The organism is Bacillus timonensis (genome assembly GCF_000285535.1).
Lineage (GTDB): Bacteria > Bacillota > Bacilli > Bacillales > Bacillaceae_L > Ferdinandcohnia > Ferdinandcohnia timonensis.
The window spans coordinates 472,691-485,814 of the sequence record NZ_HE610985.1 but is presented as its reverse complement, the minus strand read 5'-3'; the positions used below and the strand labels follow the sequence as shown (position 1 = coordinate 485,814).

Genomic DNA, 13,124 nt, shown 5'->3' with positions numbered 1-13,124 from the left:
ATTATTACCATTTAATTTAAAAGATTTGTTTTGGTTAAATAATTAATTTGTTTTCTAAACTAACTATTTATATATAGAAGAATATACTGTTTAAATCAATTCGTCAACTGTAGAAATTTGTAGATTCCATGAAGTTTTGAAACTAGTAATTTCATAAATCTCTTAAAAACCGCAAAATTTATTAATTGATTATCTTAAAAATAGTGTTACAATGAGTAATAATTTAAATTTTTTGATTTTACTTTATTCAGCAAAAATATCCTTTTTTCACTGAATAAACGTAATTTTGAATTGGAGGTAAACTTTTATGGCAGATTTACGTAGTAGTATGATTAAATCGGGGATTGACCGAGCTCCTCACAGAAGCTTGTTACGTGCAGCAGGAGTTAAAGATGAGGATTTTAACAAACCTTTTATAGCAATAGTGAACTCATATATTGATATTGTTCCAGGTCATGTTCATTTACAAGAGTTTGGAAAAATCGTAAAGGATGCAATTCGGGAAGCTGGTGGTGTTCCATTTGAAATGAATACAATTGGTGTTGATGATGGAATTGCAATGGGTCACATCGGAATGAGATATTCCCTTCCAAGCCGTGAAATAATTGCTGATTCAGTAGAAACGGTTGTTTCTGCACACTGGTTTGATGGAATGGTATGTATTCCAAACTGTGATAAAATCACCCCTGGAATGATGATGGCTGCAATGCGTCTAAATATCCCTACTATCTTTGTTAGTGGTGGTCCGATGAAAGCTGGTCGTGATGCAGCTGGGAATCCACTTAATCTAAACTCCGTATTTGAGGGTGTAGGTGCCTATCAGTCTGGTAAAATCGATGAAGCAAGATTAACAGAAATCGAACAATTTGCTTGTCCTACTTGTGGTTCTTGTTCTGGTATGTTTACAGCAAACTCAATGAACTGTTTAGCAGAAGGACTTGGTCTTGCTCTTCCAGGGAACGGTACAATCCTAGCTGTATCGGAAGAAAGAAAAGAATTTGTTAAAAAATCAGCGAAACAATTAATGTATTTAATAGAAAAAGATATTAAGCCACGTGATATCGTAACTGTCGATACAATTGATAATGCATTTGCTTTAGACATGGCAATGGGCGGTTCTACGAATACTGTGCTTCACACTCTTGCATTAGCAAATGAAGCAGAAATTGAGTATTCATTAGAGCGTATTAATGATATTGCTGCTCGTGTTCCACACTTAGCAAAAATTGCTCCTGCATCTGATCACCATATTGAAGATGTTCACAATGCTGGTGGCGTTAGTGCAATCATTAATGAATTACTTAAAAAGCCAGGTGCAATTAATGGAGATTGTTTGACTGTTACTGGTAAAACATTACGAGAAAATGTAGAAGGCTGTGAGATTACCGATCACAATGTGATCCGTCCACTTGAAAATCCACATTCTGAAACAGGAGGATTGGCTATCCTATTTGGAAACTTAGCTCCTGAGGGTGCAGTCGTTAAGGTTGGAGCGGTTGATCCAGCTGTTGGTGGATACCATAGAGGTCCTGCAGTTTGCTTTGATTCTCAAGAAGATGCGCTATCTGCTATCATTGTTGGTAAAGTAAAAGAAGGCGATGTTGTTGTCATCCGCTATGAAGGTCCTAAAGGTGGTCCAGGAATGCCAGAAATGCTTGCTCCAACATCCCAAATTGTTGGTAGAGGCCTTGGTGCAAAAGTTGGCTTAATTACTGATGGACGTTTCTCAGGTGCATCAAGAGGTATCTCAATTGGACATATCTCCCCAGAAGCTGCTGAAGGCGGTCCAATTGCGTTTGTTCAAGATGGCGATATAATTGAGCTTGATTTAAATAATCGTAAAATAACTCTTGAGATTTCTGATGAAGAATTCGAAGGACGTAAAGCTGAATGGAAAGGCTTTGAACCTAAAGTGAAAAAAGGTTACCTAGCTCGCTATTCCAAACTTGTAACAAATGCAAGCACTGGTGGAGTTATGAAAATCTAATATTCGTGAATATTATAAACAGCCTGATTCAATTGAATCAGGCTGTTTTGTGTTCATGTTGGTCTACGCTCTTTCAAGCATTCTATTAAGGGCTAGTACTGCGTCCTTTGCAATTTCTTCTGGAACCTTAATGATTTGGGTGTTCTCCCCTTTTTCAATCATCTCTAATGACCAAGTCAAGTGTGGCAAATCAATTCGATTCATGGTCAGACAAGCACAAAGATGAGGGTTTAGTGAAATAATTTCTTTATCTGGGTGCTGTGCAATGATTCGTTGAACGAGATTCATCTCCGTTCCAATAGCCCATTTGCTGCCTGCCGGGGCCTTTTCAATCATATCAATAATATAAGCGGTTGAACCTGCATAATCTGCAAGAACCACTGTTTCATACGGGCATTCAGGATGGACAATAATATTCATATCTGGTTTTGATTTACGAAGATGTTCAATATTTGCTGGTGTAAAGTTTTCGTGTACAGAACAATGTCCCTTCCAGAGGATGATTTTTACATCCTCCACTCTTCCTTCAAATTGCAAATCATTATTTATTGGATCCCAGACAGCCATCTTATCAAGAGGAATTCCTAGGGTAATGGCTGTATTTCTACCTAAATGTTGATCAGGTAAGAATAATATTCTTTCTTTTTGTGTAAATGCCCATTGAAGCATTCTTTTTGCGTTCGATGAAGTAACAGTTGCTCCCCCATTTTTTCCGACAAACGCTTTTATGGCGGCTGTTGAATTGACATAAGTTAATGGTAGGATTGTGTCGCCAAAGGTCTCCTGTAAGTGGCTCCAACATTTTTCGGTTTGGTTAATATCTGCCATATCAGCCATTGAACATCCAGCTCGCATATCAGGTAAAAACACTTTTTGGGATTCAGTCGTTAAAATATCAGCTGTTTCTGCCATAAAATGAACTCCGCAAAAAGCGATGAATTCTGCATCTTTGTTTTCTGCGGAAATCTGTGCAAGTTTTAGAGAATCTCCGGTTGCATCAGCAAACTTAATAACTTCATCTTTTTGATAATGGTGGCCAGGTATAAACAGACGCTTTCCTAAACGGGCCTTGATTTCCATAACGCGTTCTTCCATTTCCTGAACAGAAAATTGTTTATATTCTTCTGGAAGGACAGCTCCAGCTGTACTATTTCTCATCATTTCTAGAATGTTCATCTGCAATCTCTCCTCTTATGCTAAAAGACTAATATCTAATGCCTTTACTGAATGTGTTAAAAAACCTAATGAAATATAATCCACACCTGTGTTACCAAATTCATGTAAAATATCTAATGTTATTCCACCTGAAGCTTCAGTCACAATATGCTTTGGTACCAGCTCGACAAATTCGCGGATTTCGTCTGGTGTGCGATTATCAAACATGATAATATCAGCATTTGCTTGAACTGCTTCAAGGACCTGTTCCCTACTCTCCGTTTCAACCTCAATTTTCACCATATGGCCAACTTTTTCACGAACTGTTTTCACAGCTTTTGTTATTGAACCGCAAAATGCAATATGATTGTCCTTAATCATTACACCATCATAAAGTCCGAAACGGTGATTAAACCCTCCCCCACAGGTAACGGCATATTTATCCAACATTCGTAGACCTGGCACGGTTTTTCTTGTGTCACAAATTCGTGTATGGCTGCTGTTTAAAGCAGTGACCGCTTGATTTGTTGTAGTGGCAATCCCGCTCATTCGTTGTATCAAATTTAAAATGACTCTCTCTCCTGTTAAAAGCTTTGCCATGGGTCCTTCAACAATAGCCAATACATCCCCCTTTTGAAGAAAATCCCCATCTTTTTTAATGAATGAAACTTCAACTGAAGAATCGAGAAGAGAATACGCATTTTTGATAATGGATGACCCGGCAAATATCCCATCTTCTTTTACGTAAAACTTTGCTTTTCCTCGTTTATCTTCAGGGAAAATACTCTCACTTGTGATATCTACTTCACCGATATCTTCAATGAAATAGGATTGCAATAATTGTTTAAGCTTGACTTCATTCATTCCAATGTCCCCTTTTTCCTTGATTATGAATACACTACATTTTCTAAAGCTTTTGTTTGGATAATCTCTTTTTTGCGCCAATTCAGATTGTCTTCAGATGGATAATCCTCGCGGAAATGACCACCTCTGCTTTCCGTTCTCATCAAAGCAGACTTGGCAATTAACCATCCAACTGTAATCATGTTTACTAACTCAAGCTGTTCAATTGATAAGCTTGATAGTGAAATACCCTCGAATTCACGTTTGAAATTTTCAAACCATTCCATTGCATATTGAAGTCGCTCTTTGTTTCTTACAATTCCAACATTCTCCATCATCATCATTTGTATTTGAGCTTTTGATGGTAGATTTAGAAAATGTTCTTGTTCGTTATAGGTATCGTTTTGTGGTTGTGAATTCAGCCTGATAGGCTGAGAATCTACGAGAATATCATTCGCAACTATATTTCCAAATACGATTCCTTCAAGTAACGAATTACTAGCTAAACGATTTGCTCCATGAACACCGGTACAGGCGACTTCCCCAACGGCATATAATCCAGGAATGGATGTTCGTCCTCGCTTATCCGTTTTTATCCCTCCCATTGAAAAATGGGCTCCTGGTGTTACAGGTATTAAGCCGTTTTCAATTTGAATCTCATTTTCCTTGCAGAGCTTTGTGATTGTTGGAAAATGATGCGAAAAATCATCTATCATGGAAATATCTAAAAACACTTTCTTTCCTTGAAGAATCTCATGGAAAAGAGTACGAGCGACTACATCTCTTGGTGCAAGATCTTGTAAAGGATGGACTCCGCTCATGATTGGTCTTTTATTCTCGTCAACAAGAATGGCGCCTTCTCCCCTCACTGCTTCCGAAACAAGTCCACAGGATTTTCCATCTTTATGCAACAATGTTGGATGAAATTGAATAAATTCTAAATCACTTAACACTAAACCAGCTCGATATCCCATTGCGATCCCGTCCCCAGTGATTGTTTTGTCATTTGAAGTGAAGGAATATAATCCCCCACATCCCCCAGTCGCTAGTATGGTATTTTCTGCAAAAAAATCCTGAATCATATTGTTTTGTGATTTCACTTTAACTCCAATACAATGTTGATTCTGAATCACAAAATCAATTGCTGTTAAGCCCTCTATAATTTGTACCCGTTCTTTTACCTTCTCTAGCATATGCAATACCAATGCTCTACCCGTGGCATCTCCACCGGCATGTAAAATTCGTCTTGTGGAATGGGCCCCTTCTTTGCCAAGTAGTAGATTTTGTTCCTTGTCCCTATCAAATCTCATGCCGCCATTCATTAACTCCGACAAATAGTGGGGTCCCTCTTTAACTAAAATTTCAACAGCATTCTCATTATTGTGGTAACAACCAGCAGTGAGTGTATCATTAAAATGAGAACGCCATGAATCGTCTTTTCCTATACTTGAAGCAATACCACCCTGAGCCATAATTGAATTACTATTTGTCATTTTTGATTTTGTGATAATTATCACATTCTTTTCCGTACTTAATTGGTAAGCAGCTGTCAGGGCTGAAATACCACTACCAATAATAATGACACTGCTATTTGCCATACGATATGGCCTCCTTACTACAAGGAATTTTAACAACAAAAATAAATTTAGTTTACAACTGTCTTGACACCTATATTTACACAAATATAGACTAATGACAAGATATTTTTTATGTTACAGTTGATTTAGATAGATTGAGAGGATGGTAGAGACGATGATTTACTTAGATAATGCAGCAACGACTCCGATTTGCGAGGAAGCTTTACAGGTATATACAGAGGTTTCAAGAAAGTATTTTGGAAATCCGAGCAGTTTACATGATATCGGTTCACATGCAAAACAGCTTCTTGAATTGTGTCGTAAAGAGCTAGCTGATAAAATAAATGGTGATGCTGAAGGGGTTTATTTTACAAGTGGAGGCTCTGAATCAAATCACTTAGCCATTCGCTCCCTTCTTGATGCTCATCGAGATAAAGGTAATCACTTGATTACAAGTTCAACGGAGCATTCATCTGTTCATAATGTATGTAAGCAGCTCGAAACAGAGGGTTTCGAGGTTACCTACCTCCCTTGTGACCGGTATGGACAGGTGCATTTGGAGGATTTGCAATCAGCGATTACGGATAAAACCATACTGGTGTCTATTCAGTTTGCAAACCCTGAAATTGGGACGATTCAACCAATTATAGAAATTGGAAAGTTCCTTCAAGAACGAAATATTTTGTTTCATACTGACTGTGTCCAAGCTTTTGGGAAGGTTCCAATTGATGTAAAACAAGCAAATATTGATAGTTTGTCCATTTCAAGTCATAAAATAAATGGCCCAAAGGGTGTTGGTGCTTGCTATATACGCCCTTCTGTTATGTGGAGAATCCAAGTGCCTGGTACTACACATGAAAATGGGTTCCGTCCTGGAACTGTGAATGTACCAGGAATTGCGTCCTTTATCACCGCTGCACAGGTGATTTGTAGTGAAATGGAAGCAAATAGTAGAAAATATTCTGGTTTACGTGAACGGCTTTTAACGGGTTTATCCAAATTGAAACATGAGATAATTGTTGAAGGACATACGACCAATCAACTTTCTCATATCGTTGGATTGTCAGTTTCGGGCGCACAAGGGCAATATGTCATGCTTGAATGCAATCGTTATGGAATTGCAATATCTACTGGAAGCGCATGTCAAATTGGCAAACAGAGTCCTTCTAAAACGATGTTAGCAATTGGAAAATCCGAAGACGAAGCCAAACAGCTTATTCGTTTATCTTTCGGACATATGACGAAAAATGAAGATATTGATAAGGTCATTGAAGTTTTACAAAAAATTACTAGCCAGCTTTAATTGGAGTGAAATTTATGAGTGGAGATAAAAAGCTTTTAGGGGAAAAACGGAGAGAAACCATAGTCAATTGGTTAAAGGAAAGCCAGACCCCAATTATTGGTGAGGAGTTATCTAAGCGAGCCAATGTGAGTCGTCAAGTAATTGTTCAAGATATTTCGTTATTAAAAGCGAAAAATGAACCAATTGTTGCTACAAGCCAAGGTTATATTTATTTACAGGAACAAACAAAGCAGGAAAACTTTTCACGCATTATCGCGTGTAAACACACATCAGAGCAGACGGCGGAAGAATTAAATATTTTGGTCGATCATGGTGTAACTGTTCGCGACGTTATTGTGGAACACCCTGTATATGGGGAATTAACTGGGTCACTGATGATTAGAAATCGTTTCGAGGTCAAACGGTTTATTGAGAAAGTATCTGAAACTAACGCTTCCCTTCTCTCGTTGTTAACGAATGGCGTACATTTGCATACGATTGAAGCCGATTCAGTAGAAACATTAGATACAGCGTGTGAAGCATTACGTGAAGTAAATATCTTATTGAGTGAACAGTAAGCAAAGAGCAACAAAAATTTTGTTGCTCTTTTCGGATTTTCATTAATTTGGTTATTAAAAAGCCAGTTTGCAAAAACTCCTATTTAACGGCCATAAATCCTCTATTGGCTATAATGATAAATAATCAGCCAAAAATCAAACCATAATCTTACAAATATCATTTGTAAACTCAACTGGGTCTTGGATTGGCAAACCTTCGATTAGAAGCGCTTGGTTATATAATAAGTGAGTGTACAAATCTAGTTTTGTTTTATCTGTTTCAAATGCATTTTTTAATGAATGGAAAACTTCGTGATGTACGTTAATTTCCAATACTTTGTCAGCTTTAATATTTTGATTATCTGGCATCGCATTTAAGACTTTTTCCATTTCAATGGAGATTTCGCCATCAGTTGATAGGCAAACTGGATGTGTTTTTAAACGTTTTGAGATTCTTACATCTGTTACCTTACCACTCAAAGCATTTTTCATGTACTCAAATAGTTCTTTGTTTTCATTTTGCTCTTCTTCTGTTGCTTTGTCACTTTCATTTGGTTCGAAGCCCAAATCACTACTAGAAACAGATTTGAATTCTTTTTCCTTATATTTCATGAGCATTTTAATGGCAAACTCATCAATATCCTCAGTGAAATAAAGAATTTCATAGCCTTTATCAGCAACAAGTTCTGTTTGTGGAAGTTTATCAATACGTTCAACAGATTCACCAGTAGCATAATAAATGAACTTTTGATCCTCTGGCATTCTTGAAACATATTCATCTAATGTGACAAGCTTTTTGTCTTTGGAAGAATAGAATAGTAACAAGTCTTGTAGTGTATCTTTATTGCTTCCAAAATCACTATACACACCAAACTTTAATTGTCGACCAAAGCTATTATAGAACGTTTCATATTTTTCACGTTCATTTTTTAACATGGTTTGTAATTCACTTTTGATTTTCTTATTAATATTTTTCGCAATTAGCTTTAATTGCCGATCCTGCTGAAGCATTTCTCTTGAAATATTAAGTGATAAATCCTCAGAATCTACTAATCCCTTCACAAAGCTGAAGTAATCTGGTAGTAGGTCGGCACATTTGTTCATAATAAGAACACCGTTCGAATAGAGTTCCAGCCCTTTTTCATATTCCTTTGAGTAATAATCAAACGGAATATTTTCAGGAAGATAGAGAATGGCATTGTAACGGATTGTACCGTCAACACTGATATGAATATGTTTTAATGGCTTATCGAAACCATAGTGCTTTTCATTATAGAATTTTTCATAATCTTCATCAGTTAGTTCGCTTTTGTTTTTTCTCCAAATTGGAACCATACTGTTAATGACTTGTTCCTCTGTAACCTGCTCGTATTCAGATTCAGTGCCTTCTTTTAACTTACTAGTTGTAACATCCATCTTAATTGGATAACGAATGAAATCAGAGTATTTTTTAATGATTGATTGTAAACGATATTGCTCTAAGAACTCGTCATAAGATTCGTCTTCCGTGTTTTCCTTGATTTTTAAAATGATATCAGTTCCAACAGTGTCTTTGTCCACAGTTTCAATGGTGTATCCATCTGCACCCGTTGATTCCCATTTGTATGCTTCTTCACTACCAAGTGCTTTACTATAAACAGTTACGACATCAGCAACCATAAAAGCAGCATAAAATCCAACGCCAAACTGTCCAATAATGTCATGGCCATCTTTAATTTCAGTTTCTTTTTTAAACGCTAGGGACCCACTTTTTGCGATTGTCCCAAGATTTGTTTCAAGTTCTTCCTTTGTCATTCCGATTCCTGTATCAGAAATTGTAAGGGTTCTGTTCTCCTTATCAGGAGTGATTTTAATGAAATAGCTATCCTTGTCAAATTGATAGCGGTCGTCAGTTAATGATTTATAGTAGATTTTGTCAATCGCATCACTGGAGTTTGAGAGTAACTCCCGTAAGAATACTTCGCGCTGCGAATAAATAGAGTTGATCATCATCTCTAATAATCTTTTTGACTCTGCTTTAAATTGTTTCTTCGCCATTGTTAGTTCCCCTTTCCGATAAAAACTTTGACTATTTGTTCTATATTAAATTAGCACTCAATGGACCTAAGTGCTAACGCCCATTTTTTAAATACCATATATTTTTATCTCTGTCAATTAGATGGCTCTTTCTTTGTCAAAAAAGAAGCAATTTCTTTTCTATGTTTTCGATAAGAATCACTTCCAAGCTCACTTAGGAAATCAATGTGTTCAGGGGCATCGAATGGAACCTCCTGACCAAGGTCAACATTGATTCGAAAATAGTTATCACGAAGCAGATGTTGACAATGATAGGTTACAGATTCTGATGATAAGTGTAAAGCAAGATCAAGTAATTTTGGTGTCATTCTTAAGGATGGAAGATGAAATGGTAGCCATTTACTAACCCCCCATTCTTTTTTTGCTTCAATGGAAAAATCAATCTTTTGCAAACCTGTTCCAATCGACATAATATGAATGTCTCGTAAGTTCTTTTTAAAGTAGTGCTGTGCCTCCGTAATACAAACAAGTGACGGATTATTAGCCCAAAGTCCCCCATCGATTGCTAAATAATGATTGTTTATATTATTAGGTGGAAAAAAGACGGGTGCTGAACACGAAGATAGTACAACATCCCAAAGCTTAATAGAGGGATCCTCCTGTTCAGCATTTCCATAATTCGACCGGTGGACAAATGGATTTCCATGAGTGACATCAACAGTCGGGATGAGCAAAGGTTTTTTTATGTCAAACAATGTTGTTTCACCGAATGTCTCTTGCATATAATGCCGTAAAAACCGATCACTGTACACACTTTTAAGAAACCCGAATGGCGATTGTTTTGTGAAGATTTTTTTGCCATATTTAATATAGCTTTCCTCTACCTCGTCCATGCCTAGTCCTAGCGTGGCAGAAGCTGCGATAATTGCACCTGTACTTGTTCCGGCAATCATATCGAACATAGTTGATATCGGTTTATCATATTCTTTTTCAATTGCACGTAAAATGGCAACAGCAAACACTCCGCGAATTCCGCCCCCATCAATGCATAGGATTTTCATAACTTTCCCCTTTTAAAGAGTTTTCTTACTAGTATTCCCTTCTGTTATAAAGGTATAAGCAAAAAAAGATGCCTCTATAAAGGGCATCTTACATAGTTTCCATTAGTGTAATAATCTCTTCAGTTGTTGGGAACCTACCTATTTCTTTTTTGGAGAAGATTTTTTCTTCATTAACAGTTACCTCGAATACTCCACCTGAGGAAGGAATGAGTTCGAAGGTAGAAATGTTTTGTCTGAAATGTGTTAAGAGTTTTTCCGCAAGACCTGCGGCTTTTGGTGCGTAGTTTCACTGCATACAAAATTCGACTGATACCTTGTACATAATAAAACCTCCTAATTATTTACCCATACCCGCTTCCCTTCTTGGCGAGTTGTAAAATGCTGATTATCGAGTAGTTCCAAAAAAGGAATGAGATATTTACGTGAGAGTGATAGTATTTCTTTTGCCTCTGACAAATTAAAAATGTCAGCTGTCTTTTCTCTTAACTGGTTAACAGCTTTGTCAAAAGCAATTTTGTGTATCAATGTTTCTTCGGAAAGTAAAAATGCTTGATTCGTTTTTAGTAGGTACGTTTTTAGTTCATTGGCTTCTCGATTCGTAATAGATGCTTCCTTTGTATAATCTGTCCATTTTTTTGGTTGGATACCATCATTAAGGAGTGTTTCTACTAAATTCTCCATTGGCCCTTTTGGAAGACACGGCTGGAAAGTAGATGTCGATAAATATTGCTCATCCTTTTTTATATCGTTCGTTTGTATAAGTTCGTTTACACAATGTTCAACGAGATATTTTTGTTGTCCAAGTATTTGAAGAAGTTCAGCTTTACTCATACCTATTCGTAGAGGATACTCTTCGTGATATTCCTTCAATTTGTTAAGGATAGCTTCATTTAGTTCTGAAATGATTCGTTTTGAAGTATAGGCATTCTCATGTATTTCGATGTATTTTCCAGTCGATAAAATCGCTTCAACCTCCTCCTCATGTAGGGAGGATAATTGAATAAGCTGAAGTTTGGATAATAGCTTATGCTGATGAAGCAAATCCTCAATGATCTCTGAAGGTGAACGTTCCTTTTGTCTATTTAGCATTGTAATAGTTTCTTGGCCAAAGCGGTATTTATGCGCAAGGGGCTGAATGACCCATCCGCCACCAAGTGTTTCAATAGGAGTAGGTCTACGTAAAATAAATCTGTCCCCACGACGGACGACAATATCATCCTTAAGCCGTATCTGACATAATATCTCTTCATCTGATTCTTGTACGTCATTGCGATCAAAAAAGATTATTTTGCCGTATGCTTCTGTCGTTCCAACATGCAACTTGACTGGTGAGCGCTGCTTAAGTGGGATTGATAGTTTGGAAACTAGCTGTAGTGATATATCAATTGTCTTTGTCACTTGAAAGTTATCTGAATCAACAAGCACATCACCACGGTTTATTTCGTCCTTTGTTGCACCTGTAATATTTAGTGCAACACGTTGCCCAGCTTGTGCTTTTTCTGTTTCTTGATTATGTACTTGGAGTTGGCGTATTTTTATCTTTTTCCCCGATGGCAATAATGTTAACTGGCGATCTTTCGTAACAACTCCTTCGAATACTGTTCCTCTAACAACTGTTCCATGTCCTTGAACAGTAAAGGCTTGGTCAATTGGCAAGCGAAATGAGCCGTTACTATCTCTTTGTTCAAGGCTCATGATTTCTTGTTGAATGGATTGCTTTAGTTCAGGGATTCCTTTGCTTGTTACACTATCAACAAATAGAATCGGTGCATCCTGATAATTTGTTTCAGTAAGTAAGTCTTTTATTTCATCGACAGCGAGTTCAAGTAAATCTTCTTCCACTCTGCCAATCTTTGAAACGACGACCATGCATTTTTTAATCCCCAAAAAGTTCAAAATCTGGAGATGTTCCTTTGTTTGTGGCATGACACCTTCATCCGCTGCAATCACAAGTAAGACAAGGTCAATCCCTGCAACGCCTGCAATCATTTGTCTAATAAATCGCTCATGTCCAGGGACATCCACAATCGATACGTGAATCCCGTTATCTAATAGAAGTGGTGCATAACCAGGCTCAATGGATATATTCCGTTCTTTTTCTTCTTTTAAACGATCAGTGTCAACCCCTGTTAATGCTTTTGTAAGGGTTGTCTTTCCATGGTCAATATGTCCTGCCATTCCGATTGTATAAAAGGCATCAGCCATTTTTCTCCCTCCTCACTTTTCATTTTTCCCGTTTACTCTACCTTCTACTTTACTCGGTATCACGTGATAAATACAAGTTAGAAGATTATTATTTGCCTTAAAAAGAGATTCTTGTATATAATGTAATGTAATCTATTTTGGGGTTGGCTGGGTGACTGGTGTCCCCCTGGGTCTTCAAAACCCTGAGGGAGGCGCGTGTCGTCTCCGGTGGGTTCGATTCCCACACAGTCCCGCCAAGTCTTTTAGGTACTCGTTCTTCTTCAAACAATAGATTATGAAAAGAAGTTTTTTTATTTGAATGGGTAAAACTGCAGACGTTGAATGATTTAGCTGAATAAAATATAAAAGTCAAAAAATAAAACTGGGTAGAATAAGGAGACTTCCTTTCTACCCAGTTTTTTTATTGCAATTCCATTTTTTAAGTCAGCTTCTTTTGTCCAT

The 13,124-nt window shown here is 37.2% G+C and carries 10 protein-coding genes and 1 tRNA gene; 4 read left to right on the top strand and 7 right to left on the bottom strand.

All coding sequences use genetic code 11. The features are described from left to right. Positions 1-307: 307 nt before the first annotated feature. Entirely contained in the window at positions 308-1,987 is a 1,680-nt protein-coding gene (gene ilvD, locus BTHG_RS02725; protein ID WP_010282044.1) for a dihydroxy-acid dehydratase, read from the top strand. Between the two features lie 63 nt (positions 1,988-2,050). On the opposite strand, the gene nadA is transcribed toward ilvD, so the two are convergent. Genes nadA through nadB form a run of 3 tightly spaced genes read right to left on the bottom strand, consistent with a single transcriptional unit; the run spans position 2,051 to position 5,583 of the window. Continuing rightward, entirely contained in the window at positions 2,051-3,163 is a 1,113-nt protein-coding gene (gene nadA / locus BTHG_RS02720; protein WP_010282037.1) for a quinolinate synthase NadA, read from the bottom strand. Positions 3,164-3,178: 15 nt separating this feature from the next. After that, positions 3,179-4,006, bottom strand: coding sequence for a carboxylating nicotinate-nucleotide diphosphorylase (gene nadC, locus BTHG_RS02715; protein WP_010282035.1), 828 nt, complete (start codon positions 4,004-4,006; stop codon positions 3,179-3,181). Between the two features lie 23 nt (positions 4,007-4,029). Next, entirely contained in the window at positions 4,030-5,583 is a 1,554-nt protein-coding gene (gene nadB, locus BTHG_RS02710) for an L-aspartate oxidase (protein WP_010282032.1), read from the bottom strand. A 154-nt stretch (positions 5,584-5,737) separates the two neighbouring features. Between nadB and BTHG_RS02705 the strand changes: the two genes are divergently transcribed. Beyond that, on the top strand, positions 5,738-6,865 hold the full coding sequence (locus tag BTHG_RS02705) for an IscS subfamily cysteine desulfurase (protein WP_010282030.1): 1,128 nt from the start codon (positions 5,738-5,740) through the stop codon (positions 6,863-6,865). A 14-nt stretch (positions 6,866-6,879) separates the two neighbouring features. Beyond that, positions 6,880-7,422, top strand: coding sequence for a transcription repressor NadR (locus tag BTHG_RS02700; protein WP_010282028.1), 543 nt, complete (start codon positions 6,880-6,882; stop codon positions 7,420-7,422). Between the two features lie 135 nt (positions 7,423-7,557). Here the strand turns inward: BTHG_RS02700 and htpG are convergent, their stop codons facing one another. From htpG to selB, 4 genes are all read right to left on the bottom strand, one after another. Continuing rightward, complete coding sequence (htpG, locus tag BTHG_RS02695) at positions 7,558-9,438, bottom strand: molecular chaperone HtpG (RefSeq protein WP_010282026.1); 1,881 nt, start codon at positions 9,436-9,438, stop codon at positions 7,558-7,560. Positions 9,439-9,551: 113 nt separating this feature from the next. Continuing rightward, positions 9,552-10,478, bottom strand: coding sequence for a CBASS cGAMP-activated phospholipase (locus BTHG_RS02690; protein ID WP_010282024.1), 927 nt, complete (start codon positions 10,476-10,478; stop codon positions 9,552-9,554). A gap of 88 nt (positions 10,479-10,566) precedes the next feature. Next, positions 10,567-10,800, bottom strand: a complete 234-nt coding sequence (locus tag BTHG_RS27605; protein WP_083849034.1) for a SelT/SelW/SelH family (seleno)protein — start codon at positions 10,798-10,800, stop codon at positions 10,567-10,569. An 11-nt stretch (positions 10,801-10,811) separates the two neighbouring features. Further along, positions 10,812-12,683 carry a selenocysteine-specific translation elongation factor gene (gene selB, locus BTHG_RS02685; RefSeq protein ID WP_010282022.1) on the bottom strand — a complete coding sequence of 624 codons (1,872 nt, stop codon included), beginning with the start codon at positions 12,681-12,683 and terminating at the stop codon, positions 10,812-10,814. A gap of 139 nt (positions 12,684-12,822) precedes the next feature. On the opposite strand from selB, the gene BTHG_RS26635 reads away from it, so the two are divergent. Further along, positions 12,823-12,919, top strand: a tRNA-Sec gene (locus tag BTHG_RS26635). The last annotated feature ends 205 nt before the right edge of the window (positions 12,920-13,124 follow it).